Raw genomic sequence first — 25,153 nt, forward strand, 5'->3', positions numbered from 1 at the left:
TGAGGCGATATGACATTGGTGGCATCCGTAGGATCGGCACAAGCGCTTGATGGACGTGAAGCAGGTTTGCGGGCTGCGCACAAGGCGTTGAACCGTTTTGGTGCAGGCGTACCTGGGTTTGCCATTGTGATTGCCTCCCATCAATACCAGCCGCGCGAAGTATTGAGCGGCGCCGGCAGTTTGCTCGGGGATTCGCCGATGATCGGATTTAGTTCGCCGGCCGGGCTTACCCAGGACGGTCACCATCCTCATGCTGTGGTGGTGGCTTTGCTTGGCGGGGATTTTCAAGCGGATACCCTCTGGCTGCCGGGCTATGCACAGTCCGGACGTGAAACAGCTTCCGAGGTGGAGAAGCATGCGTCGGCGCGGGTCGAGCGTCAGTCCATGCTTTTCTTCGCAGATGGATTTAATGGGGATGCCGAGCAGTTTTGCGGCGGGCTTTCATCATCCAGCATGAATATTATTGGCGGACTTTCCAGCGGCGATCTGCACACGGGCAACAGCTATCAGATGGCAGGGAGTAAAACCGGCTCTGGCGGTCTGGCTGCTGCATTTTTACGCGGCAACCTGAAAATTGGCGTGGGCACGGCTCATGGCTGGGACCCTGTGGGGAGTCAATTCCGAGTGACACGGTCCCGTGGATTCTGGCTGCGCACATTGGATGGACGCCCTGCTTCGGAAACATACGCCGGGCTTTTTGGGTATCCACCGCGTGATTGGGCATTTCCGCCATTGAATTATCTGGCACGGTTATATCCGCTTGGCATTGAGCATGGGGATGACCTGGTCGTGCGCGCACCGATCCGTGTGGAGGCCGACGGCAGTTTTCGCATGAACGCAACCATCCGCGATGGGATCGATGCCTTTTTGCTGGTGGGCAGCCGCGCCGCCTGTGACCGCGCCGCCAGGCAGGCCGCCCAGCAAGCCTTGTTACAACTTGGCGATGTGAAACCTGCTTTTGCACTTGTACTGGTGGATGTTGCCTGGCAGATGCTTTTACGAGCCCAGCCCGGTGCGGAAATTGCCGCTGTGCAGGAAATTTTAGGTGATAAGCTCCCAATCGCCGGCGGCTATACATTGGGCCAGGTTACTTCCACCGAATTAAAACCCCCAAGATTCCTCAACCAGCATATTGTGGTTATTGTGTTTGGCGAGGGGTCAGGAAAAGAGTAGATAGCCTCCCTGAATAAAGAGGAAGCCCAGCTTGATGAAGCTGGGCTTTTTTGCTAAAACAAAATGTGCAATCGATTGCCCATTGCCCTCGCGAAGAGGGATTTTTTATTCTAAGGTAAGAAACTGCCAGCCGTGCTACTCTATACGTTGTACTATTGCAAGAAGTTGCAATAAGGGAAAAATATGCCCTGTGCCACTGAATATGCCCCCGCACTCCGCTCCCGCGGCTACCGCATGACGCCCCAGCGCATGGCGATTTTGCACGTGCTTTACTTTTCCGGAGCGCATCTCTCCCCGGCTGATGTATACGAACAGGCGCGGGTGGAGTTACCCGGTCTGACCGAGACCACGGTGTATCGCACGCTGGAATTCCTTGTAAAGAATGGCTTGGTGCGCGCGGCTCACATGGGCAGCGGACATCTGGTCTATGAGATTGCGCGGCATGAGCATCATCACTTGAAATGCCGAAACTGCGGAAGTGAAATGGAAGTTGAACACGCCCTGTTGGAAAAACTTTATCGTCAACTCGAGTCTGAAACTGGCTACCGCCTGACGGACAGCCACATCACATTTTTCGGTCTTTGTCCCAATTGTCAAAAAGGAGAATAGAAATGTTGTACGCACCAGCCCCGCTTCACATTCCAGATGGATTTCTCAATCTTGTCGTATCCCTTGTTTGCTGGGTGATCACCATCATCATCCTTGGTTTTGCGGTTTCCAAAACGAACAAAGCGCTCGGTGAAAAACAGATTCCCCTGATGGGCGTCATGGCGGCCTTCATCTTTGCCGCGCAAATGATCAACTTCCCCGTCGCAGGCGGCACCTCCGGCCACTTATTGGGCGGTGCGCTTGCCGCGGTTGTACTTGGTCCCTGGGCGGCGATGCTCGTGATGACCGCCGTGGTCGCCGTGCAAGCCCTTCTTTTTCAGGACGGCGGTCTGCTTGTGATGGGCGCGAACATCCTCAATATGGGACTTGCCACCGCCGCGATCGGTTATGGGTTGTATCGCGCAGTATCCAATCGATCCAAAGCCGTCAAGCTTTCAGTGGCAGGCGTGGCTGCGTGGCTGTCCGTGATGGCAGGCGCGTTATTGACCTCCCTGCAATTGTGGTTGAGCGGGACATCTCAATTAACGATTGTCATTCCAGCCATGCTTGGGGTCCATGCCCTAATCGGGCTGGGGGAGGCGCTCATCACGGTTGCGGCCTTGTCCTTTATTTTGCAAACCCGCCCCGACCTGCTTGGCGAAGGCTCCGAATCTGCAAAAGGCGGACGCGGCTGGATCCTGTCCGGCGGTTTGATCGCGGTTGCTGTTGTGTTGATCTCACCCCTCGCCTCCAGCGATCCTGACGGCCTGGAGCGTGTCGCAATCAACATGGGTTTCATTGACGCAGGTCTGGATGCGCCCTATCGGATCATTCCAGATTACACACTTCCGTTTCTCGGCGAAACCGCGCTTTCCACCATCATGGCGGGTGTGATCGGCGTGATGGTGGTTGGTGCAGTGATTGTATTGATCGGCCGTGGAATGAAGGCGAAATCGTAGATCGTGGTCTCGATACGGCGGCGCTGGTCAAGTAGCCCAAAGGGCGTATCGAGACCCGCCACTACTCGACCACCGTAAAATATCGAAAATTATGCATTTCGACGCATTCGACCGTTACCACGAAAAAGACAGTTTCCTCCACCGCCTTGACCCGCGCGTGAAAGTCGTAGTGACGGTGGTCTTTATCGTTTCCAATGCCCTGCTCCCGGATGGCGCGTGGCTGGCGTTTATTTCCGCGTGGCTGTTCCTGCTTGCCTGCAACTTGCTCTCGAAACTGGGATTTGGTTACACTCTCAAACGTTCCATCATCGCCCTGCCGTTCGCGTTGATCGCCATTACGGTGTTGTTTTCAATCCCCGGTGAGCCGCTCACCAAGTTCCAATTCCTATTTTGGGAACTCACCATCACGGATAACGGACTCCTGCGCTTCGTGAGCATCCTCATCCGCTCGTGGCTTTCGGTGCAGATGGCGATCCTGCTCGTGGCGGTGACGCGCTTTCCCGATCTCGTCCACGCGCTGGAGCATTTGCGCGTGCCAGCCGTCCTGACCACGATCATCGCCTTTCTCTACCGCTATCTCTTCGTGCTGGTGGACGAGGTCTTCCGTCTGATTCGGGCGAGGGAAAGCCGTTCGGGAGCCGCACCAGGTTCGAGGTCCGGGGGAGGCGTGTTGTGGCGGGCGAAGGTCGCGGGGAACATGGCGGGTCAATTATTCCTGCGCAGTTATGAGCGCAGTGATCGCATCTACAATGCGATGGTCGCGCGCGGATATGCCGGTCATCTTTATACGTTGAATCCGCATGAGATGAAGTCGTCCGATTATTACGCGACGGCGTTTGCGATTGCCGTTATTTTTATCCTGCAAGTGGTTGGAAGGTTCTGATGCCCGTTACGCATATCAAAAGACAGTTTGCGCCGCCGGAATGTGACGGCGATGTTTTATCGGTGAACGACCTGCATTTTTCCTATCCCGACGGACACGCCGCCCTGCACGGTGTTTCGATGAAGTTGTGCGAGGGCGACAAGGTGGCGCTGGTGGGACCGAATGGCGCGGGCAAGTCCACGCTGATGCTGCACCTGAATGGGATTTTGCACGGGCGCGGCGACGTGGAGATCGCGGGCATGCGCCTCACACGCGACAACCTGCCTGCTGTCCGCGCCATGGTCGGACTCGTGTTCCAGAACCCGGACGACCAACTCTTCTCGCCGACCGTGTTCGAGGACGTGGCGTTTGGTCCGTTGCACATGGGCTTGCCCGAGGACGAGGTCCGCGCGCGGGTGGATGCCGCGCTCGAAGCCGTGCGGATGTCTGGCTATCGGGAGCGCCTGTCGCATCACCTGAGCGTGGGCGAGAAGAAACGCATCGCGATTGCGACGGTGCTTTCGATGCAGCCGAGTTTATTGGTGTTGGACGAACCGTCGGCGGGACTCGACCCCCGCGCGCGGCGGACGTTGATCAACCTGTTGCGCGACCTGCCGATCACGATGCTCGTCTCGACACATGACATGAAACTGGTGCAGGAGTTATTTCCGCGCACGATCGTGATGGACGAAGGCAGGGTGGTGGCGGATGGGTTGACTCAGGATATACTGGAGGATGAGGCGCTGTTGACGGCGCATGGGCTGGAGAAGCCGTGAACTGAATAAAACGCGTTTTTATTCGCCTTATCTTAACAGGTCGTCGAATCAAAAAAGCGCCTCTAATCTCTCAGAAGCGCTTTTTGATTCTTACGCATTACGAATTACGGACTACACACCAGCGGCTTTCTTCAACGCATCCGCCTTGTCCGTCTTCTCCCAGGGAAGTTCGATATCGTCGCGCCCGAAGTGACCATACGCGGCGGTCTTGCGATAGATCGGGCGGCGCAGGTCAAGGTCGCGCAGGATCGCGCCGGGGCGCAGGTCGAAGTGCTCGTTGATCAGCGCGGCGATCTTGTCATCGGCGATCTTGGCGGTGCCGAAGGTCTCCACGTTGACCGAGAGCGGGTGCGCCACGCCGATGGCGTAGGCAACCTGCACTTCCACGCGCTCTGCCAGACCGGCGGCGACCACGTTCTTTGCCACATAGCGCGCCGCATACGCAGCGGAGCGGTCCACTTTTGTGGGGTCTTTCCCGGAGAAGGCGCCGCCGCCGTGACGACCCATGCCGCCGTAGGTATCCACGATGATCTTGCGTCCGGTCAAACCTGCGTCGCCCATCGGACCACCGACCACGAAACGTCCCGTCGGGTTGACGTAGACCTTCAGGTTGCCGTCCACCAGTTCCCTGGGCAGAATGGGATCGATGATGTGCTCGATCACAGCCTTGCGAATGTCCTCCTGTGAGATATCCGCGGCATGTTGGGTCGAGATCAGGACGGTGTCGATGCGCTTGGGCTTGCCGAAAGCATATTCCACTGTCACCTGACTCTTCGCATCGGGACGCAGCCAGGGCAGGGTTCCGTTTTTACGGACTTCACTCTGGCGAAGGATGAGTTTGTGGGCGAGGTAGATGGGCAGGGGCATCAGGGCGGGCGTTTCATTGCAGGCGAACCCGAACATCATGCCCTGGTCGCCGGCGCCGATGGCTTCCACTTCGGCTTCGGTCATCGAGCCGTCCTTGGCTTCGAGCGCCTTGTCCACGCCCATGGCAATGTCGCCGGACTGCTTGGCGATGGCAACCAGCACGCCGCAGGAATTTCCGTCGAAGCCTTTCGCGCTGTCATCGTAGCCGATCTCGTTGATCACCTTACGGACAAGGTCGTCATAGTTGAAAACGGCGTTGGTGGTGATCTCTCCCAACAGCATGACGTAGCCGGTCTTGACCGCCGTCTCGCACGCGACGCGCGAGCGCGGATCCTGCTCCAGGCACGCATCGAGGACCGCATCCGAGATCTGGTCGCACATCTTGTCGGGGTGCCCCTCTGAAACGGACTCTGATGTGAACATCAGGCTGGGGGAGGTCATGAAGGTATTGCTCATTGGATTGTTTCTCCTTAAGAAAATAAATTGCCCTTCACGCGTGCAGAAAGGGCAATTTGAGCATGTCTGTGTTACCCTCTCATCTCCCAGAATATCCTGTCGGAATTGGCACCGTATTCATTTTACTGACCGGTTGTCGAGGCATCGCAGGGCCGTTCCCTCCGCCTCTCTGGATAAGAGCGCCGTATTGGGGCTATTGATTTGTGGCGCGAGTTTACCATAGCTAAAATACTACGTCAAATAAAAAAAGCCGCCAGAAAATTCTGACGGCTTTGGAATGGATACCCGGGGCTTAGTCCGAGGCGCAGCGGAACCCGATCTTTGGCGAAAATTCACCAAGGTAATCGGCAGAGTAGATATCTGAAGCATCAAGATTCGAGCCTCGCACCGAAGCGCGGTTTGCAAGGCGGATGTCCTTGAACGCGTCCTGATATGTACCGCCGCGGACAACACGATTGAAATATTTACTGCGTTCACCCGGTCCCGGCGGATTCATGGTCACGCCTTTGCTATAGTACTCACTGTCGTAATAATCATTGACCCATTCCGCTACATTACCGGCAAGATCCAGTATTCCATACGGACTGGCACCAGCGGGGAAACTACCTACACGGGTGGTGTCTCCAACATAATAGTTGAAATTGCCGTGCGAAGAATCCGGACGCTCGTCACCCCATGGATAGGTACGGAAATCGTCACCGCGTGCCGCGCGTTCCCATTCCGCTTCGGTCGGGAGGCGGCGTCCGGCCCAGGTGCAGTAGGTACGTGCCTGCGCCCAGGTGACATATACAACAGGGAAGTCATTAAATTCCGTATTGTTAAAGTAGGAATTGCGTGTTCCAGATTTGAAGTTTTGGGGTGGTTCACAAGCTCCCGCCTGAACGCACAGTGTATACATACCGTTGGTCACTTCCAGTTTATCCATCCAGTATCCCTTCAAGGTCACATTGTGAACTGGGACCTCGTCCTTCTGCTCTCCAGGATCCATCGCCCCCATACGGAAGGTTCCATCAGGAATATAAATTTGAGGCATGCCGTCCACGGATGAAACACGTTCAGCCCCAGCCTGACCCTCGCTTGCTTCTGCGGTTGGATTCATGGCTGGCGGGGTGTTGGTCGGGAAAGCGGTGGAAACGGGGATTGCTGTCGGTACAGACTGTCCGCCTCCAAGTTGGCAGGCAGAGACAAACAAAGCCAGAGCTACCAGGGTTGGGAATATTTTATTCATCAGTTCTCCTTTTTGAGATATATCCCCAGTATACAAAGTGGTGACTTTTTTCCTAATCCCCCAAAAGTAATATATTGGTAATAAAATATGACTTTTTATGACTTTTATGTGTATAATTGACTTACAGCCTTGTTAGTCTCGATTTTTTTGGGAATTATCTCAAGGACCCGAAAGATTTTATGACCAAACTTAACCTATCACCTCTCTCTTCAAATTCCCCCCGTGTTTTCATCGTTTGCGATCAGGATGCCACCGCGCCCATTTGGGGCTATATCATCCGCGAGAAGGGGTTGATTGCCATCCTTGAAACCTCCGTCCAGCGGGCCATGGAGCGTTCCATCGAGGAAATCCCCGATCTGATTGTCATTGACTTAAACGCTCCACATGCTCAACGCATGGAACTGTGCCGTACATTCCGTTCCATAAGCGTCAGTCCAATCTTGCTTTTTCTGCCATATAATAACGAAACTGAGATTTTGGAAGCCTATCAGAATGGGGTGGATGAATGTGTGGTAAAGCCGATCAGCCCTGCAATCTTTCTTGCCAAGATCATGGCCTGGTCGCGGCGCAGTTGGAACGAACCAATGACACCCCGCAAAACGGGACGATTGCGCCTCGACCCATCTCATCGTTCAGCGGTCGGGTCAAACAAAACAGAGATCAAGCTGACCAATCTCGAGTTCCGGCTCCTGCATCTTTTGATGAGCCGTCCCGGTTACGTGTTTCCCGCCGAGGAGATCATCCAAACCGTGTGGGGCGCGGAAGGGGATATTGTCCTGCTTAAGAATGTTGTTTATCGCCTGAGAAAAAAGCTCGAAGAGGAGGCCGGTGAGACTCGCCTGATCAAGACCTGGCCCGGCGGTTATAGTTTCGTGAAGGATTAAAACGCCTCTTTCCAAACCCTTCGCCTGATTCTGTTTAATCGTCCGCTGCGCACCGAAAACCGACCTTGACCGAACTGCGCCCATAGTACGCATCTTCCGTTGGTTGTGCCCTTGCGTCGGGGCCTTCAAGAGAGTTGCGGTTTGAAAGGCGCAGGAAGATCCCGTCCTCCTGGAACGAACCGCCGCGGATCACACGCAGGTTGTTGAAGACCTCATCGTCAGCGGGTCCCGTTGGATTTTCAGCCGGGGATTTTGCGTAGTAATCCGGGCGGTAACGATCCGCCACCCATTCCCAAACATTTCCAGCCATATCCAGCACGCCAAATGGACTTGCACCTTCGGCGTACGACCCGACGCGGGTTGTGTCGCCAACGATGTTCAGCGAATTGGAATTATATTGATTCGGCAGTTCATCGCCCCAGGGATAGTTGCGTTTGTCATTCCCGCGCGCGGCGCGTTCCCATTCCGCCTCGCTGGGCAGGCGTCGTCCTGCCCAGCGACAATAGACATTTGCATCCCGCCAGGTTACATGGACAACGGGGTAATCCTGAAACTCGGGGTTGCCGAAATACTCTTCGCGGTTGTCGGAACGATTCTGGGCGGGCGGCCTGCACGAGCCTGCCTGCACGCACAAGGCATACATGCCATTGGTTACCTCCACCTGATCCATCCAAAACGCATTAAGATGGATTTCGTGTGCAGGCAGTTCGTCGTTTTTCCTCTGTACATCCATCCCGCCCATGATGAAGCTGCCTGCCGGGATCCAGAGTTGGGGCATTCCGTCTTTTGGGGAGATCCTCATCGCTTCGGGCGTGGACGTGGCCTGCGGCACAGGAGGAAGATGGGTTTTGGTTGGTGCGGAGGTGGGTGTCGACGGCGGAGCCGAAGTTGGGATTAATGCCGGCATTGCCGCTGGGGCGGGTTGACAAGCAGCGATAAACAAGACAATGATGGATTGGAGGATATTCTTTTTCATAAAACCTGTGGGCATTACGGCAGGAGTTGCATGGCATTGCGTGCCTGATCTTCAAAGAAATTGGGGTTGATGCTGTCCGCTTTTTGCCAGGCTTTGAGCGCGCCGGCGTTGTCGCCTTTGCGGTATAGGCCATATCCGTGCCATAACCACGCCTCTTCAGACATATCCGTGATCCCAATGGCATACTTGGTCAGCACGAGCAGGTCGTCGTTTCTGCCGGAATGGAAGTAGGCAAGGAATGGACCGAATTGGTAGCGGAACATGCGTAACGGAAGCCCGATCTCGCGCGCCCTGTCGTAGGCGAGGGCGGCTTCTTCGTAGCGTGCAAAGTAGGCGAGGTTGCTGCCGTAGTTGAACCAGTCAAAGGCGTCTGCGGAGTCGGTGACGGTGGCGGCCTGGGTGGCGTCCAATGTCCGTTGGCGGTTCAGGTTCGGGTCCCAGTCGGAGGCGAGCAGGGTTTTTATCTCGTCTTCATATTGCGGGAAGTACATCACCATGTAGAGGTTGTTGAAGGGTTTCCACTCTTCTTCGATGCGGGTATAGGAGATGGTCAGGTCTGGACCGCGATAGGAATCCTGCACGGTGAATTCCTGTTTTATATCGTCGTAGCCGGTGAGCAGGAGGTAGTGCGCCGCCCATAGATCGTCGGCGGGACCCAGCGCGTCGCCGGGGTTGAGCGATGTGACGCTTTCGACCATGACGGGATAGTTTGCGGCGAGCAGTCGTTTGAGGGTGTCGATGCTGCCACCCACACGGTATTCAAGGTTGAGCCAGCCCGCGCGCGTACGGACGTAATAGCGCATTTCCTCCGGGTTGACATTGCGGTCCTGCAAAATCGGTTTCACCACATCCGAAATATCGCTTTGACTTCCCTCCCAGCCATACATGTGCAGTGCCATGGAAAGGGTTGCCGGTCCGCAGTTATTGGGGGTTTGCTTTTCGTAGGGCGGCGATGGCATCGAGATCTGCGCGGGCAAGGGGGGAAAGGTGGCGGTGGGTGTGGCGGATGGGGGGAGTTGGGCGGCGGAGATACCGGTGGGAGCGGGCGTTGATGTGGAGAGTTGTGGTGTGACCGGCAATGCCGTCGGCACGGGACCCACAGGGTCGATCATGTTGCTTAAATAGATTCCGAACACTTCCACCCGCCATGACGCGCGTGATTTCACGTAGGGGATCTGGTACACCAAAACAGCCAGCAGGGCTGTGCCTGCCAGTGCCAGCATGATGTTTTTGTTTCGCCTGGACATGCTGGGGAGTTTACCACGCGTAAATGAAATGGTTTTAAGGTAAGGAATTGGGTGCTTGTTGAATCAAATGGGCATGGTTCGCGATTTTTGTCTTGACGAGCCACACTCTGGGAAGTATTATGAAATCAACCATGGAGAATGTACCTTTTATGACCCTTGACCCTGAAAATTTACGGGCTGCCATGCGTGCGTGGTCTGCCGGTGTGACGGTGGTGACCGCCGTGCATGAAGCCCAAAAGCATGGCATGACCGTAAACTCGTTCACATCCATTGCGCTGGACCCGGCCATGATCACCATTTCCCTGCGATCCGGTTCGCGTACGCATGAACTGGTTTCAAAATCGGGTACCTTCGGTCTGACCATTCTTTCCGAAGAACAGGCAGATATTTCGGATGTTTTTGCCGGGCGCCTCTCTGATGTGGAAAACCGTTTTTCAGGCTTGCAAACCAAAACATTGGTCACCGGTTCGCCCTTGATCGTGGGCGGACTGGCCTGGCTGGATTGCCGTGTGGTGGAGACCTTCCTTGCCGGCAGGAATACCTTGTTCATTGCAGAGGTGCTTGCCGCGCATGGCACAGGCGAGGGACAGCCGCTGGTATATCACAACCGAAAATATTGGCAGTTGTCCCAGTTGTCGTAGGGCGCAACCTGCATGGATGGCAAAATGTCTGCAAAATTAACGGATGGGGAAAAGCAAACGCTTTTGCGTCTTGTGCGCGAAGCCATCGAATACGCTGTAAAAGGAAAGCCTTTGCCGGCCTTGGATGATCAGCTTCTCACGCCGCTGCTGCGTGGGAACGGCGCCTCATTCGTGACCCTGACGGTCAACGATCAGTTGCGTGGCTGTATCGGCACACTGGAGGCCTATCAGCCGCTGGCGGAGGATGTTCGTGAACATGCGGTTGCGGCAGCCCTGGAAGATCCGCGCTTCCGCCCTGTGGAGGAGGGCGAATTGAGCAGGATCAGGATCGAGGTCTCGCGATTGACCGCCCCCCATCCGCTGGAATATTCCTCGAGCGAAGACCTTCTCAAAAAATTGAAACCGCATGTGGACGGCGTCATTCTGAAGGATCGATTTCGCCGCGCAACCTTTCTCCCGCAGGTTTGGGAGAAGATCCCGGACCCCGCCGATTTTCTCGATCAGCTTTGCCTGAAGATGGGCGCGCACAAAAAAATGTGGCGGGAGACAAAATTACAAGTTCATGTATATCAGGTCGAAGAATTCCGTGAATTGGATTAAAATGTAAACATGACTGAAGAATTCAAGGAAGAGCACTCCAGCGATACCATTTTCCAGGATGCGGTGGATGCTCTGCGCCGCGGGGATAAACCACGCGCAAAAGAGTTGCTGACCCTTTTACTTAAATCGGACCAGAATAATGCGACGTATTGGATTTGGTTAAGCGCCGCAGTGGATAATGCCAAGGAGCGCATCTACTGCCTGCAAACCGCGCTCAAACTGGACCCTGAAAATGGTGCCGCAAAACGAGGCTTGATCCTGCTCGGGGCATTGGGACCAGATGATACAGTTCAGCCATTCCCGATGAACCGTCCGCGCGCATGGGAGCAGAAACTACTGCTCGCGAATGAACTGCCCAAGGAAAGGGGATTGAGGGTGTTTGCGAGGAGTCCCGCGGTGAGGCTGTTGGGCATGGCAGTGATCGGCGCGGCATTGATATCCATTGTTGTGTTCGGGTTTATCCTTCCGCGCCAGACAACCGTGGTCCCCACCCAGACGAATACCCCGGGGCCATCCCCGACCTTTACACCCACACCAACCCTGTTCGGTGCAACTGCGCCATCCACACGGGCATTTACGGGTCCCACGCCGTTGTGGATGTTGCTGCCTCAAACCTACACACCAACGCCTCTCTATGTGAATACGCCGCGCGCGCCCCAATCCCTTGACCAGTATCGCCTGGCGCGGCAAGCCTACCAGAATGGTGATTGGGACGCGTTCATCTCCAACATGCAGTTGATCCTTCCCTTTGAACCGGAATCCGCGGATATCTATTACATGATCGGGGAGGCGTATCGTTTCAAGGGGCAGACGGGCAATGCCCTGAATGCCTATAGCAACGCCTTGAATCTCGATCCGAACTTTGCGCCGCCTTATCTCGGCCAGGCACGCGTGCGGTTGATGAGCAACCCCAGCTTTAATGCCAGGCCTCTGCTGGATAACGCGATCCGGCGCGACCCAAACTTCGGCGAAGCGTATCTGGAGCGCGCCCGTTTCATGCTTGCCCGCAATGACCTTCAGGATGCGCTCGCAGACCTGGAACGCGCGGCGGAACTCCTGCCGGATTCGCCGGAAGTGTATATTACCTATGCCAATGTCCATTATGCACTCAATGACATGCAGAACGCACTTACCTCGGCGGAAAAGGCCTATTCGCTGGATATCACGCACCTGCCCATATACAATCTATTGGGCGAGCTCTACCTGGACACCGGCCAGTATCAGCGCGCGCTCGAGGCGCTTGAAGTCTATGTCATCTATGAGGATGAGGATGCGCTTGCGTTTGCCAGACTGGGACAGGCCTATTATGAGGTGAACCAATACCAGGCGGCTGTGGACAGTCTCGACAAGGCAACGGCCCTCAACCGCAGCGGCCTGCGCAGGTTTTATATCTATCGCGGGTTTGCCAACCTTGAACTGGGCAATATTGATGATGCCGTTCAAGACCTTGCCGTCGCCGTGGATGTGGACAAGGATTCATTCGAAGCGAATCTGGGGCTGGCGCGTGCGTATTACCTGCAGGAGAAGTATGGGAGCGCGTTTCTGCAGATGGATGCATTGAGACTGTCGGCAAAGACCGATCAGGAAAAGGCGCTCATGTTCTACTGGCGCGCCCTGATCCAGGAGGAACGCGGCGAAACAAGGGATGCGATCAAAAGCTGGAACGACCTGCTTGCATTGAATTCGGCTGCGGTATCCCCTGAAATGCGCACGGAGGCCCTGGAACACTTGAAGGAATTGGGTTTCCTGACCCCCACACCGACCGTCCCCACCTCCACCCGTACGCCAAATGCGACCGTCACACCAACGCCTTCACGTACCCCAACCCGAACCCCGACGCCCTAGCAGCAGGAGTTTAAACAAGAATGAAAGAGAGACTGAACTGCCAGTCTCTCTTTTTTCCATTTCTTAACTTGATGACCTGGCAGCGCGGCATTCATCACAGGGACATAACGCCCGCAGATAATGCCAGTTGTAGATGCCGTAATCGTGGCCGTCCTCCCAGACGATGGTCAACGCGTAGGAGCCGGTCGCAACAATATTGGCCAATCGGGTGGAAGGGGTGTCCTCCATTTGCCTGGTGAACACATCCTCATCGGGTTCCGATTTCATGTTCTCATGTCCCCCGCGGCAGGAGGCGCATGGACAGGCTGCGCGCAATAATCCAAAGGGATAGGCGCTGATATGTCCGCTGTCCCAGGTGATGGTGAATTCGCGTTTGCTTTTGTTCGCGGTGACGCTGGTTGGTTTTTCAGACATGGTTTCCTTTTCTTTTTGCTCTCCCTTGGGAGAAGGCGGGGTGGAGGGCTACGGCGAAGGGACGACAGCCAGAAAATCCGCGGCAGCCCAGCCGGCGCGGGTGTCGTCATATGGCGCGACCAGATACCACCAGGTATATCCATCCATGCTTTGGGGACCGTCCTTGACGAGGAAGACCTCCGCTTCGTCCCCGCGAAAGACAGTTTCCGTGTTCAGGCCGGGTGCGGAGCGGATGCGTAGTCCGTCATTGCCTGTGCCGTCGATCTGCACATAGCCGTCGATGTTGATGGAATCTGGATCGAAGCCGGCGGGCGTGGCGAGGGGATCATCCGTGGGGACGGCTGTCGCCGCGGGGGTATGGGTTGGGGCGGGGATCATGGTCAGGTCGGCCGGAGCAAACCCAACGTCAGGAGCGAAGCGGGGGGAGGTCCAGCCGATGACGATGAGCGTGACGAGCAGTAATATCCCTGCAATGCCGAGCGCGCCGAAGATCACAAATCGATTTAAATAAGGTCTTAAGTCCATGTCATCTCTTCGGGTTTTGAAGCAGGGTTAAAGCGTTCTCAGGCATCAGGACTTTGAGGGCGCGGTGCCGGATGCTGATCTCAGCCTTGTTGCCGCCAAGGACGGGGTCGCCGTCCACTTGTAAGGAAAAGTTGGCGTCCGATTCGATGCGCGCGCTGCGGAAGCGCAGACGCCGCGCATGTTCGGAGGTCAGGTGGCGGCCCGATACCAGATCAAAGAAGTGGCGGAAGGTATCCGCAAGGCTCTCCCCGCTCAGAAGCCACATATCCATTTCACCGTCATCAAGCAGGGCATCCGGCGAGATGACCGACATGCCGCCCGCATAGTGGCGGATGTTGGTGGCGACGGCCACCAGATAATGCCCTTCCACCAGTTCGCCGTCGGCATACACGCGCAGGTCCAGCCCGTGCCAGAAGGATGCCTCCCAGACCGTGGTGGCAAAGAAATGCGGGACGGAGAGATGTTTGAAGAGGCGGTGACGCGGTTCTATTTTTCGGATGGTCTCCGCGTCCAGGCCGATGCCCGCCCACAATAAGAAGGGACGTTCGTTGCACATGCCCACATCCACGTATTGCGGCTCGACGTTCGCCAGCAATCTGGCGTTCTCGCGCAAATTCCACCATTGGAACCAGCTGAAGGGTTTTTGTCCCTGTTCGATGGCCCATACGTTGGTGGTACCTGCGGGCAGGACCGCCAGCGCCGTCCCGGTGTCCACCAGCCCGCTCGCCACCTGGCCGACCGTCCCGTCGCCGCCGATGGCGAAGACGGCGTCATATTTTTCATTGGCGGCCTGATGCGCGGTCTGCGTGGCGTGCGTGCCGCTTAACGTCTCGGCGATGTCCACGCTCCAGCCTGCGGCGCGCAGGGGTTTGATGATGCCGCGCACGAAACGCCCGACGGGATAGCGCCCCGCGGTGGGGTTGTAAAGTAAAAGTCCCTTTCGCATGGGGGCATTATAACCGCGGGCATTCCATAACCCCATGCAATTTTGGGGTTTTCCGGCGTGAACCTGCGGAATTCCCAACCTTAAAAAATCGTATCCTACTTGAATTGCCGTGGTCTTGTCTGTACAATGGAACCAACAGGTGCGGCATGCTGCGGTTCCGGAAAAGCCATCTTCTTGTCATACTGATCATTCTATTACTTGGATTTTCCACGCCTGTCCTCGCGGACTACCTGGGACCGGATAGAACCGTCACCACCGCTGTGGAGGAGTGCAAGGTGGTCTTGTGGGAATGCATGTATGTGGCGGCCAGGGGGGATTACCGCTACCACCGCGTGGACGACTGGTCATGCAGTAACGAGAGCAAGCCCTGGCAGGCGTATGCAAACTACCCGGGAGATTGCGAGTCATGGAATGACGGCCGCACCCAATGGGGACAGGAATACAGCGTACGCTACACGACCCTCACGCATCCCGAAGCGACGATTACCGGCACATTACAAAACTGCACCCTGCAAAACGGCTGGTGCGTGACAGCTCCTCAACTTGAACTAACAGCCAACGAGCCGCTATCAGGGCATCAGATTTTATTGATCGAAGGCGCACGCAATACCGAAATCTTTGCTTGCCCAGAATTTCAAACCAGTTGTCAAGTTCCACTGCTGGAAGGCGAAAACAACTTTGAATATTGGGCGCTCTCCTCCTGGGGTGACAGTTCGCGGATGGGAAGCCTCAGCGCCCAAGTGGACACGATATCTCCGGATATCGATCTGCAAATCAACGGCTCGAGCGGGACGAATGGCTGGCACACGACCCGAACCAGCCTCACCGCTGCGGCCACGGATGCGACCTCCGGGCTGGCATCCTTTGAAGTGAGCGCCGACGGCGGCGCATGGACGGCATACAGCGCGCCGTTATCCTTCACCGACGGCGTGTATAGGTATCAATTCAAAGCCGTGGACAACGCCGGCAATATCAATGAAACACCAGTGCTGGCGCTGAAGGTGGACAGCATTCCGCCGGCCATTGCGCTGACGGATGAACTGGACCTGGGCGAACCGTTCAACTACAGCCTGCAGGATGACGGCAGCGGGTTGTACCTGGTGCGCATCGTGATCGAGGACGAGAAGGAACGCTTCCCGAAGGTGGTCTGGGAGGAGCGCGTTACAGGGAACAAGTTCAAGGAGGAATTCATATGGGATGGCAGGTGGAAGGACGGCAGTTCTGCGCCGGTAGGCGAGTACCTGATCACGGTCAAGGCGGGAGACGCGGCGGGCAACGAAAGCATCCGCAGCGGGATCGTAACGGTCAACCCGCTGAGTTATTTTCAACCCATCCCCGCGTTTACTCCTCCCCTTTCTCAGGGGGAAGGGCTGGAGGGGAGCGCTGGAGGAGAGGGCAATTCCGAGCCGTCCGTTGGCGGGGGTGTCGCTTCAAGTACCAGCACCCAAAGCCTTAGTTTCGCCGGCCATGCGGGGGCTGGCGCTGTCGCGGCCGCGGCCAGCACAAACGTGCTGTGGGGCGCAATGGCGGCGGCGGTGATCGGTTATGCAACCGCATTGGCATTGGAACAGCAGAAGAAACGCAAGGATGAAGAAGCGGCACAGATCGCGCAGGTGAGGGCGGAAGTAGAGGCCAGGAACGCAGCCATTGAAGCCAACCGCATTGCGATGCGCGAGCAGTGGAAGATCCGCAGCTGGCTGGAGGGACAGGCGATCTTGAAGGCGCAGCTGGAATATTTGCAGGACCAGAAAGCGTCGCCTGATGAGATCGAGGAGTTGCAGAAAACGGCCGCCACACAGGGCTTTGGTGCGGCGATAGCGAAAGCAATCACGTTGGGACAAGAGCTGGCGGTACAGCAGCAGGCGGAACAGGCCAAACAAGATGCGCTGCAGGATTTCCTGGCGCAGGAGCGGGACACGTCCGCAGCGGAGGCCTGGCTGGCGGAGCAGCAGGCGCAGGAACTGCAGGCCGGATTGATGGCGTATTATCTGGGCCGGAAGGAGGGCGAGGCGATATCCAATATCGAAGTTCGGGAACCAGGACAAATTCAACCTTTCATTCCATGGTTGGCGCCATTAACTCTCGAGCATGATGTGGAAATCCCTTTGATAAAGAACATGTTTGTGAGTTCCAATTTTGTGGATATTGGATATACTCTTGGTGTTGAAGCCCAGACTTTATCGAATTTGCCAATGCATTTGGGCAATAAAGGGATATTGCTACATGTAGGCCCAATTGAGCTGGCCACGGGTTGGGATGATAATTCAATTGGGTTAGGAATTTCATTTCCAGCGCCTTTTCAAAAGCCGTCTTCTGCAGTGATTACATCCATGGCCTCTGCGGAACTTACTTGGGCAGGCTGGAATTCAAGTTTCCGATATACAGCAGATCAGGTTGTGACAACCAGTCAAGACAACGCCCAAGAGACCTCGCAAAGTATCTCTGAGGGATTGTATTTGGAGTGGAAGCCTGTAAAGGTGGCGCTGGCAGCTACAGTGTTTTCTGTTGTGCTTGGATTGGTTGTGATTTATGTATCCACTACTGGCGATGTAAATGTTATTAACCGTTTCCCCTCTTTTCAACCGTAGAAGGAATCTACAATGAGCGATGTGATAATTTCAATTTATAAAAAACTTTGGAATTTAGAGGTCGAATTTGCGCAGAAAATTGCGGGTGATAGTTCGATATTGCCAAGTTTACGTGCAATGGCAGACTATATTCTCTATAATTACGAAAAAACACGGCAAGCCTATTTGATGCATAACAATAGTGAAAATGAAATAGATAATATGCTTTGGCAGGAGGTGTACATTCTACTGCTTGAGCAAGGTTTTGTTAATAGTGGCGACGGAGAAAAAATAAAACAAATAGCTCATAACATAGTGTCCACATACAATTGGACCGTGGTTTCTCGGCTGTACATAGCTAATATTCATGAAGCAGGAGGATTTTACTCGGAAGCGCTTGACAATTATCAAGCTGTGCTGGTGTCAAGCCCATTAAATTTTGTCGCATTGGTTGGGTCTGTGAGAAATTATCTTTATAAAAAGGACCACCTCAGGGCGCGCCTGGCGTTAAAGGATATAAATAAACATCGTGTGGTATCCAGATTAAGGGATTCGGTCAAAGTGAAGTGGCGAATTGTGCTGTCACTTTACTGGCTGGAAAGCGTTCGTGTTCAAGCAGGTATCTTGGTTGCGGCACTTGCCTATTTCGCAGGCTTTTTTCTGCCAGAAATATGGTACATTCCTACGGCAATAGCGGTGGGCTGCGTGGCATTATTTGTTTTTTTCTTGTTATGGAAAAAGATAAAAGCATTTATCTTATTAAGATTTGCTTCTATTATTTTTGTTGTTTGGCTTATTGCATATGGCACAAGAAGTTTTTTCATGAATGTTTTATGACATTAGCATCATGGCGTAAGGCTAGGGGTAAAACAAGCCAGTTTAGCGAATTTCATTTTGCCGCTTTCCGGCGGCGAACGGAGCCTGACCGCCATCGCGCGGGACAACAGCTGGCGGCGTAGCAACAGGCGCTCGCGGACTTTCTGGCGCAGGAGAAGGATAACAGTGAGGCGGAGCAGCAGGCGCAGGAACTGCAGGCCGGATTGATGGCGTATTACTTGGGAAGAAAAGAAGGCGAGAGGGTACATACAACAACCGCACCTGCCAATTGGTGGGCAAGCTGGGGTCAAACGGTAACTACTACGATTGCCGACTTTTTTAGCGGCGTGGTATATCAAGCTTTTGTTAAAAACAATCTCGACCCGGTGATGATGATTGCCCCCGTGCCTAAAAATGTAAAGGTTGGATGGTATCAAAGTTGGGAACAGTTGGAAATTGATTCCACGCCCTTTACTTTTGGGCGAATTGTTGGAGGATTTCAAATTTATGTACCAGATACATCAACACTAATAAAACAACCATAAGGAATATATTTTATGGAAGAGCTAAGAACAGAAATGCAATCTATAACAAACGCAGCTTTATCTCTTAAGCGTCGTGTAAAAGAAGAATATCGTGTCAAAGGCATCAAAATAGATTCTCGAGGTATGTTAAACTTACTTGAATCAATAACAGAAGATTTGAGTAAAGAAAAAATCAGTAAAAAAAGACTAGAGAGCCATGCTTTTGGTATTTTTAGAATTATTACAGATGGCTGGATATTTGAAAAAACTGAAGTGGGGCAAGACCTAATGAAATTTAGATTAGAACTTCGTAAATTTGCATCAAGGTTGCAAGATATTAATAAGCCTGAAAATTAACTAGCGACCTGACACTTTAACAAAAGAATAGTTGATCGGCAAACATGGAAGCGATATCCTCCCGCTTTTACTTAAATACGGTGACGATGCAGTGGATATTATCCGTACCCATGGGGATGAGGGTATATTGCTTCTTACACTGTATGGCGATAATGCTGTGGACTTTATGAAACGTGCTCAAACCTTCGGTGTTGACCCGACTGGAGTCTTGGGTGATCCACCACTTCCAGGTCAATCACTCAATAGCTGGTTATTGGGAATTTCAAATTCAAATAATCCGGTAAACAAACCTCTTGCATTAAGTCTTTCGGATAGCCAGATAAATAGTTTGGCTAATTTGAGTGTTCATCGAGGCGAAACTAATGAGTTTGTACTCGGTTATTATGACCCAGATAAGATTAGCGGTTATATTGAACTTGCAAACGACAGAAATGCCAGTTATTTTTCCGTGGATAATTCTTTGTATTCTGAAACAGGCTTTTCCAGCGATGCAGGTGATTTTTGGTTGGTTAATCAACAAGCTATTACGAATGCGGTTGACGATAGGAATGTTTTTGTATTAAATGTGAAATATGACGAGATAGATACGTCAAAATCTACTTGGGCAGAAGTACAACTTATTCTTAGTCCAGGTATAGATGGTGGATTTGATATGCTTGTTCCGATTGAGCTATTTACACCTTAGGAGGATACTCTATGGATAAGACATTTGTAGAAATGGTTAAAGTGTATTTTGAGTCCCTGATGAGGGATTATGGTTTTGAAATACTGAGTGCGGTCGAGTCTCCTAGGAATTATTTATGGGAGGGCAGGGTGGTTTATGCTACAAAAGCGACATCAGCCGTGATCGAGTCATCATAGGTCATACCGAAAAGGGCGTAATAATCGAAACTTACCAGAAGCAACGAGTTCGAATAATTCTGAAACACCACCTGGATTTCCTTTTCTGTGTTTATGAAGAAATGCTTGGTAAGTACCTTCGCCAAGTCCAGGGCAAGCATGGCGAAATTCATCTTGTCCAAATGGTTCTTTCAATTGCCCACTTTTGACGGCTTGAACTAAAGCAGAATAAACTTTGTGATTTGCCATCTTACAACTCTCCTTTGAATGCTTTATCTAAAACACTCGGTAGCAACGCATCCAATTCCTCCCCCGTAGCGGACTGTAATATCACCCCCTTGTGGGGCTCCCGCAGCGCGTCAACCTTTGCCATCAGCATCCTATTGTTCCTCTGCGTCAGATATATCATCCCGATTCGCAGGGATGTATGGTATTAACCCCTTTTCAAACGCAATCTCTTGTACTTCGCGCGGCATACTACGAATATCCACCATATAGCCATTGACTTTCAGTATCCAAATCATGGGGTTGTTATCCACGCGGCTGGGCAATGTCCAATCGGGGTGCATTTGGAAAATATCGAGCATGTCGCGGATTTTTTGCGCCCGCCCGCTGGCAGTCTGCTGGGAGACTCCAATTTTTTTGCAGAGTTCATCGGCGCGCATGTGCGGGGTCTGAGATTTATCAAACAGAAAATTGACCTGACCAAGTGTGTACAAAATACCAGCAGCCCATGAGTTAGCACGTCCATTAACTAAAGGAGACGGGCGCTTGCGCGCCAGAGTCGCCGCCATCTTGCGTGCCATCTCTGCATATTCCTCATTGAGATATTCCTTGCAAAATGCGTTGTTGATGGAAGTGATTTCATCATACAATGCCTGCATGGATTCTGGGACTTTCAGAGAGTTGGTTTTCATAATTCACCTTTGAATGCTTTATCTAAAACACTCGGCATCAGCGCGGACAATTCCTCCCCCGTAGCGGACTGTAACTCCCGCAGCGATGCCAGTCGCGCTTCGACGCTATCGAGATACGCCACGATACGCCGCTGTTCGTCGAGCAAGTGTTGGGAATTTTTCATGACATTACTTCTTTTTTCGGGTGTCAGGCTTGGATTCAAACTTTCTTAAATCATCAATATATTCTTTTGGCAAATCACATTCATCAGCACCTTCAATAATTAGCTCCAAATACCAATCGTAGGGCTTTAAATTATCATCTGTTTTTGAAGAGATATATGTAAACGCGTCTGTTGAATTTCCGTCCTCGTCAATAACTGTAATATCTTGTTTATAGTATCCTCCCTCAGCACGATCAAGGTTCTGAATTTCTCTTTCGTTAATTTCAAATAATACTCCCCAAACCGAATTTGACGGAGAAACAATAATATTTCCTTTTCCAGAGCCGTCAGTGCTAATCTTATTAAACACCAGTTTTTTGTCTAGCATCTTCGCTCGACCTATTTTTCTTGCCGAAGGAGCTCGCTCATCGGCTGTAATTCTGTCAATTTTCATATTTGAACCATAAGCAAAATAAGGCTTACTCCTTTGCATCACAACTCTCCATTAAACACCCTATCCAGCATGGACGGTAACAACACGCCCAATTCCTCCCCCGTCTGGGATGCAACTCCCGCAGCGATATCATCCCCTTGTGGGACGCCAGCCACGCTTGATCGCTATCGAGATGCGCCACTGTGTACCTTATCTCCTTTTTTATCGACATAATCTTATCCTTTATTTGGTAAACAAATATTCTATAGTTGGGAATAAACCCACAGGTATTTTTTTAGAGCACTTACTTTCAAGCGAAATCGGTTGTTTGATATTAACCTGAATAAGGTTGGGCGAGTCAATTACATAAACCTGTAATGGTTTACAGGTGGCAGGGTCAATGTCGTCGAATACGTAATACTTATTTTCATTGAAAGTCAACATTTGATAGTCTTTATATAAACGAAAACTTTGGTTGCTTGCATCTTCGTTGAGAAGGTGCAATGGTGATATTGAAACCAAATCAATCTGAGCGGAATTATTCACGACATTTATTAGTCCTGAAAGTTCGCCCCATTTGTACACAAAGTAAAGCGTGCTATCAATAATTAAAGTTGACAGTATTACGATAATGGAGATCAGGATATTGACTAGCCATTGCTTTGTTTGTTTGCTGAAACCAGTACGAAAAGGCGTAGAATTCTTTTTCTCAAAGCTGTTTCCAAGCCATTCCACAATATGCTTGATTTGCGGAGTAGCCCAGTCTTGAAGTGCAGAAAAAATTACACCAATTAATGCAGCACTTCCAAGAATAATAGCTGGGTAAATAAGCATTGGAAGCCATGCTACCTCTCCATATTCTGAAACTGAAAAATTAACCTGATAATTTGGGATGTTCATTGCCTCAAAATAGCCGCTGGCAAACCGTCGACCCGCTAGATAAAGTAAAGCTACAAAAATACTAGCACTTGCTGTTGCCAAACCTATTATTTCACGCACAGATTCGAGCGGGCGTTTGCCTTCTGATTGCGATAATTGCTGTTTCATATAAACATGAATGCTTCTTTGGCGTGCTTGGTTTAGCGATTTCTTGTTCACCCTACAACTCTCCTTTGAAAGCCTTATCTAAAACACTCGGTAACAACGCGGACAACTCCTCCCCCGTAGCGGACTGTATCTCCCGCAGCGATATCATCCCCTTGTGGGACACCAGCCGCGCTTGGACGCTATCGAGATACGCAACAATTCGCCGCTGTTCGTCGAGCGGTTTACCCTTGTTCATCAAGTCGTTCCCTTACCCTATCAATCCAATTGGTATCTAATTTTAGGATAACTATTCTCACACTCTCACCAACTGCAATTATCAATTGGATTGTCCCCATATTCTCCGCTTTTAGATCTAATGCTCGCTTAGGAGTAAGTTCTCCGCTGTCTGCATAAAATTCAAATATCTCCTTTGGGATATCAAAAGAGAATAGACGCTGGTTACGATTTTGAGTGGTAATATACCAACCCCTTTCTTCCTCACCTCTAAAAATTCTGACGTGTTGTTCTTCGAGCTCCCTTAATTGAATATTAGGATTAGGTATAAGAATAACTGGAAACCTGTTGTTTAGTAAAGCAATTACTCCTGCTCTTACAGTTCTACAAGCTTCAATGAAGCGAGTAAATAATGGCAAGGTAGTTTCGTTTATTTCGTTCGGAAGTTGATTCCCTTGTTGGCGCAGACTCTCGCGAATTGACATTCGTAATTGATGTAACTTTTGCTTACCTCTAGGAACACTGATCTCATTGTTATCGTCTGAGAAAGCATTTATAGCTTCTCTAACTTGTTGAAAATATGAGGCGTTCTCTAAAGCTAATAAATAGATATCGTGGGCGTAGCTGTATTCTTGGGCATCTTTTGAGAATCCGCTTATAGATGCAATTGCATATTGATAGTGATAACGCTTTTTTAGTATCGCTGTAGTGGGCGATGGAACCCAATATTCTTCTGCATCTCGTAATACACCAAATCCATTTCGTGCTACTTCCATGCCAATGGGATATAGTGGATAAGGAAATTTAGACACAAAAACGGGCATAATTAAGGTGCAGTTTCTGGAGAAAACCATGCCCAAAAGAAAACGCCTATCAGCTCTTCAAAAGGCACAAATCGTCTTGGAAGTCATCCGAGAAGACAAAAGTGTGGCACAGATCGCGACCGAAAACAGCGTTCATCCGAACCAAATCCACAAATGGAAAAGACAAGCGCTGGAAGACTTTGCCCAACTCTTTGAGGATGATCGCAAAGGCGAACGCGCTCGTGAAGCCGAACATGAAAAACAGATCAACGAACTGTATGCCGAGATTGGGCGATTGAGCGCTCAATTATCATGGCTGAAAAAAAAATCTGGCTTCAAATTTGAGTAGAGCAGAGCGACTGGAAATGTTGGAAAAAGACAACCCAGAAATGCCGCTGAAAACACAGGCAGATCTACTTGGGATCAGTTACTCAAGTCTGTTCTATGAGCCTGTGCCGCCTTCCGCGCGAGAGTTGGCAATCAAACGGCGCATCGATGAAATCTACACAGCTTGTCCATTCTACGGCTCACGCAAAATCGCCGTTCAGTTGCATCCTGAGTTTGGTGTTTCGCGCCCAACGGTGCAAGCCTATATGCGCGAAATGGGCATTTTTGCCCTGGTTCCAGGTCCGCACACAAGTACACCTGCCCCACAGCACCAGATTTATCCATACCTGCTGCGAAACGTGACCGCCGCGCGTCCCAATCACATCTGGGGCATCGACATTACCTACATCCGACTTCAGCATGGCTGGCTGTACCTCACGGCAGTGCTGGACTGGTATTCTCGCTATGTTCTGAGTTGGGCGCTCAGTCAGACCCTGGAGATGGAGTTCGTGCTAACCGCCGTGGACAATGCTTTATTCCAAGCCAAGCCTGAAATCTGGAATAGCGATCAAGGTAGCCACTTCACCAGCCCGAAATATTTGGAGCGCCTACAGCGTGAAGAAATCAAGATCAGCATGGATGGACGCGGACGCGCCGTGGATAACATTTTCACTGAAAGATTGTGGCGCACCATCAAGTACGAAGAAGTTTATCTGCATGAATACGCCAGCCCAAAGGAGGCTCATCGACAGCTCGCCAATTACATCCGTTTCTACAATTTTCAACGTCCCCACCAGGCGCTGGATTACCTGACGCCCGCGCAAGTGCATGGGGCTTGCAAGCCCCATGCACTTGCAGTAGACTCAACCTTAACAAATCACTCCACCTTAAACTAACCCTTTTTCAACTCTAAAGAGTCTTATCCACCTCAGGACTGCTATAACACTTCGCTTCAAGCAATAGCCGTTGTGGGTAAGAAAAAGGCGGTGTAACAGTGAAATCGGCAATAGCATCAATTTGATGTCTTCCTCCACGACCTTTTACCGCTATTCCTGCCGAATGACCTTCTAAAGTCTCATCTCCGTCAATGGAATCTACCGTCTTATATCCCGACGCACGAAGAAGGTAAAGTATCGCCTCTTCAAGAAGCATTCCACGTAAATTTGAGAAATTTGCCAT

General features: G+C 52.0%; 30 protein-coding genes and 1 riboswitch. Of the genes, 16 read left to right on the forward strand and 14 right to left on the reverse strand.

The window, feature by feature from the left end:
• Nucleotides 1-18 precede the first annotated feature (18 nt).
• From QY332_07205 to QY332_07225, 5 genes are all read left to right on the forward strand, one after another.
• Complete coding sequence (locus QY332_07205; protein WKZ37718.1) at nt 19-1,173, forward strand: FIST N-terminal domain-containing protein; 1,155 nt, start codon at nt 19-21, stop codon at nt 1,171-1,173.
• Between the two features lie 183 nt (nt 1,174-1,356).
• Complete coding sequence (locus QY332_07210; protein ID WKZ37719.1) at nt 1,357-1,782, forward strand: Fur family transcriptional regulator; 426 nt, start codon at nt 1,357-1,359, stop codon at nt 1,780-1,782.
• A 2-nt stretch (nt 1,783-1,784) separates the two neighbouring features.
• Nucleotides 1,785-2,720, forward strand: a complete 936-nt coding sequence (locus tag QY332_07215) for an energy-coupling factor ABC transporter permease (GenBank protein ID WKZ37720.1) — start codon at nt 1,785-1,787, stop codon at nt 2,718-2,720.
• Between the two features lie 91 nt (nt 2,721-2,811).
• Nucleotides 2,812-3,603: a cobalt ECF transporter T component CbiQ gene (cbiQ, locus tag QY332_07220; GenBank protein ID WKZ37721.1), complete on the forward strand. Its 792-nt coding sequence runs from the start codon at nt 2,812-2,814 to the stop codon at nt 3,601-3,603.
• Nucleotides 3,603-4,358: an ABC transporter ATP-binding protein gene (locus QY332_07225; GenBank protein ID WKZ37722.1), complete on the forward strand. Its 756-nt coding sequence runs from the start codon at nt 3,603-3,605 to the stop codon at nt 4,356-4,358. The genes cbiQ and QY332_07225 overlap by 1 nt, the downstream gene beginning before the upstream one ends.
• Nucleotides 4,359-4,469: 111 nt before the next feature.
• Here the strand turns inward: QY332_07225 and metK are convergent, their stop codons facing one another.
• Nucleotides 4,470-5,681 (reverse strand): methionine adenosyltransferase, encoded by a 1,212-nt coding sequence (gene metK / locus QY332_07230; protein ID WKZ37723.1) that lies wholly within the window; start codon nt 5,679-5,681, stop codon nt 4,470-4,472.
• 76 nt (nt 5,682-5,757) lie between these two features.
• Nucleotides 5,758-5,861: riboswitch (SAM riboswitch) on the reverse strand.
• Nucleotides 5,862-5,973: 112 nt separating this feature from the next.
• Nucleotides 5,974-6,909, reverse strand: coding sequence for an SUMF1/EgtB/PvdO family nonheme iron enzyme (locus tag QY332_07235; protein WKZ37724.1), 936 nt, complete (start codon nt 6,907-6,909; stop codon nt 5,974-5,976).
• Between the two features lie 179 nt (nt 6,910-7,088).
• Here QY332_07235 and QY332_07240 point away from each other — a divergent pair, with 179 nt between their 5' ends.
• A complete protein-coding gene (locus QY332_07240; GenBank protein ID WKZ37725.1) occupies nt 7,089-7,793 on the forward strand; it encodes a response regulator transcription factor in 705 nt (234 codons plus the stop codon).
• 34 nt (nt 7,794-7,827) lie between these two features.
• Here QY332_07240 and QY332_07245 read toward each other — a convergent pair whose 3' ends face one another.
• Both QY332_07245 and QY332_07250 read right to left on the reverse strand, forming a co-directional pair.
• On the reverse strand, nt 7,828-8,769 hold the full coding sequence (locus tag QY332_07245) for an SUMF1/EgtB/PvdO family nonheme iron enzyme (GenBank protein WKZ37726.1): 942 nt from the start codon (nt 8,767-8,769) through the stop codon (nt 7,828-7,830).
• A 14-nt stretch (nt 8,770-8,783) separates the two neighbouring features.
• Entirely contained in the window at nt 8,784-10,016 is a 1,233-nt protein-coding gene (locus QY332_07250) for a C39 family peptidase (protein WKZ37727.1), read from the reverse strand.
• A 149-nt stretch (nt 10,017-10,165) separates the two neighbouring features.
• Between QY332_07250 and QY332_07255 the strand changes: the two genes are divergently transcribed.
• Genes QY332_07255 through QY332_07265 form a run of 3 tightly spaced genes read left to right on the forward strand, consistent with a single transcriptional unit; the run spans nt 10,166 to nt 13,102 of the window.
• Nucleotides 10,166-10,657, forward strand: a complete 492-nt coding sequence (locus QY332_07255; protein WKZ37728.1) for a flavin reductase family protein — start codon at nt 10,166-10,168, stop codon at nt 10,655-10,657.
• Nucleotides 10,658-10,681: 24 nt separating this feature from the next.
• Nucleotides 10,682-11,257, forward strand: a complete 576-nt coding sequence (gene amrA, locus QY332_07260; protein ID WKZ37729.1) for an AmmeMemoRadiSam system protein A — start codon at nt 10,682-10,684, stop codon at nt 11,255-11,257.
• Nucleotides 11,258-11,266: 9 nt separating this feature from the next.
• The gene (locus QY332_07265) at nt 11,267-13,102 is read left to right on the forward strand and encodes a tetratricopeptide repeat protein (GenBank protein WKZ37730.1); all 1,836 of its coding nucleotides are present in this window, start codon (nt 11,267-11,269) and stop codon (nt 13,100-13,102) included.
• A 63-nt stretch (nt 13,103-13,165) separates the two neighbouring features.
• Here the strand turns inward: QY332_07265 and QY332_07270 are convergent, their stop codons facing one another.
• The 3 genes from QY332_07270 to QY332_07280 are packed head-to-tail and all read right to left on the reverse strand — an operon-like array spanning nt 13,166 to nt 14,987.
• On the reverse strand, nt 13,166-13,516 hold the full coding sequence (locus tag QY332_07270; protein ID WKZ37731.1) for a DUF971 domain-containing protein: 351 nt from the start codon (nt 13,514-13,516) through the stop codon (nt 13,166-13,168).
• A gap of 48 nt (nt 13,517-13,564) precedes the next feature.
• Nucleotides 13,565-14,041 carry an SH3 domain-containing protein gene (locus QY332_07275; GenBank protein ID WKZ37732.1) on the reverse strand — a complete coding sequence of 159 codons (477 nt, stop codon included), beginning with the start codon at nt 14,039-14,041 and terminating at the stop codon, nt 13,565-13,567.
• Between the two features lies 1 nt (nt 14,042).
• Nucleotides 14,043-14,987 (reverse strand): diacylglycerol kinase family lipid kinase, encoded by a 945-nt coding sequence (locus QY332_07280; protein WKZ37733.1) that lies wholly within the window; start codon nt 14,985-14,987, stop codon nt 14,043-14,045.
• A 146-nt stretch (nt 14,988-15,133) separates the two neighbouring features.
• On the opposite strand from QY332_07280, the gene QY332_07285 reads away from it, so the two are divergent.
• The 5 genes from QY332_07285 (at nt 15,134) to QY332_07305 (ending at nt 19,936) form a co-directional block, all read left to right on the forward strand.
• On the forward strand, nt 15,134-17,575 hold the full coding sequence (locus QY332_07285) for a hypothetical protein (GenBank protein ID WKZ37734.1): 2,442 nt from the start codon (nt 15,134-15,136) through the stop codon (nt 17,573-17,575).
• Between the two features lie 12 nt (nt 17,576-17,587).
• Nucleotides 17,588-18,391, forward strand: a complete 804-nt coding sequence (locus QY332_07290; protein WKZ37735.1) for a hypothetical protein — start codon at nt 17,588-17,590, stop codon at nt 18,389-18,391.
• Between the two features lie 206 nt (nt 18,392-18,597).
• On the forward strand, nt 18,598-18,915 hold the full coding sequence (locus tag QY332_07295) for a hypothetical protein (GenBank protein WKZ37736.1): 318 nt from the start codon (nt 18,598-18,600) through the stop codon (nt 18,913-18,915).
• A gap of 12 nt (nt 18,916-18,927) precedes the next feature.
• Nucleotides 18,928-19,251 carry a hypothetical protein gene (locus QY332_07300; protein ID WKZ37737.1) on the forward strand — a complete coding sequence of 108 codons (324 nt, stop codon included), beginning with the start codon at nt 18,928-18,930 and terminating at the stop codon, nt 19,249-19,251.
• Nucleotides 19,252-19,282: 31 nt separating this feature from the next.
• Entirely contained in the window at nt 19,283-19,936 is a 654-nt protein-coding gene (locus QY332_07305) for a hypothetical protein (GenBank protein ID WKZ37738.1), read from the forward strand.
• 170 nt (nt 19,937-20,106) lie between these two features.
• On the opposite strand, the gene QY332_07310 is transcribed toward QY332_07305, so the two are convergent.
• From QY332_07310 to QY332_07335, 6 genes are all read right to left on the reverse strand, one after another.
• Nucleotides 20,107-20,340, reverse strand: a complete 234-nt coding sequence (locus QY332_07310) for a hypothetical protein (GenBank protein WKZ37739.1) — start codon at nt 20,338-20,340, stop codon at nt 20,107-20,109.
• Between the two features lie 131 nt (nt 20,341-20,471).
• Entirely contained in the window at nt 20,472-21,008 is a 537-nt protein-coding gene (locus QY332_07315) for a DUF6398 domain-containing protein (protein ID WKZ37740.1), read from the reverse strand.
• The gene (locus QY332_07320; GenBank protein ID WKZ37741.1) at nt 21,005-21,172 is read right to left on the reverse strand and encodes a hypothetical protein; all 168 of its coding nucleotides are present in this window, start codon (nt 21,170-21,172) and stop codon (nt 21,005-21,007) included. The genes QY332_07315 and QY332_07320 overlap by 4 nt, the downstream gene beginning before the upstream one ends.
• 4 nt (nt 21,173-21,176) lie before the next feature.
• Nucleotides 21,177-21,644 carry a gamma-glutamylcyclotransferase family protein gene (locus tag QY332_07325; GenBank protein ID WKZ37742.1) on the reverse strand — a complete coding sequence of 156 codons (468 nt, stop codon included), beginning with the start codon at nt 21,642-21,644 and terminating at the stop codon, nt 21,177-21,179.
• A gap of 183 nt (nt 21,645-21,827) precedes the next feature.
• Entirely contained in the window at nt 21,828-22,682 is an 855-nt protein-coding gene (locus QY332_07330; protein ID WKZ37743.1) for a hypothetical protein, read from the reverse strand.
• A gap of 170 nt (nt 22,683-22,852) precedes the next feature.
• Nucleotides 22,853-23,698: a hypothetical protein gene (locus tag QY332_07335; GenBank protein ID WKZ37744.1), complete on the reverse strand. Its 846-nt coding sequence runs from the start codon at nt 23,696-23,698 to the stop codon at nt 22,853-22,855.
• Here QY332_07335 and QY332_07340 point away from each other — a divergent pair.
• Nucleotides 23,697-23,996 (forward strand): transposase, encoded by a 300-nt coding sequence (locus tag QY332_07340; protein WKZ37745.1) that lies wholly within the window; start codon nt 23,697-23,699, stop codon nt 23,994-23,996. The genes QY332_07335 and QY332_07340 overlap by 2 nt on opposite strands.
• Nucleotides 23,997-24,012: 16 nt before the next feature.
• Entirely contained in the window at nt 24,013-24,870 is an 858-nt protein-coding gene (locus QY332_07345; GenBank protein ID WKZ37746.1) for an IS3 family transposase, read from the forward strand.
• A gap of 13 nt (nt 24,871-24,883) precedes the next feature.
• Here the strand turns inward: QY332_07345 and QY332_07350 are convergent, their stop codons facing one another.
• The gene (locus QY332_07350; protein ID WKZ37747.1) at nt 24,884-25,153 is read right to left on the reverse strand and encodes a hypothetical protein; all 270 of its coding nucleotides are present in this window, start codon (nt 25,151-25,153) and stop codon (nt 24,884-24,886) included.

The sequence above is a fragment of the Anaerolineales bacterium genome, assembly GCA_030583885.1.
Taxonomy (GTDB): domain Bacteria; phylum Chloroflexota; class Anaerolineae; order Anaerolineales; family Villigracilaceae; genus Villigracilis.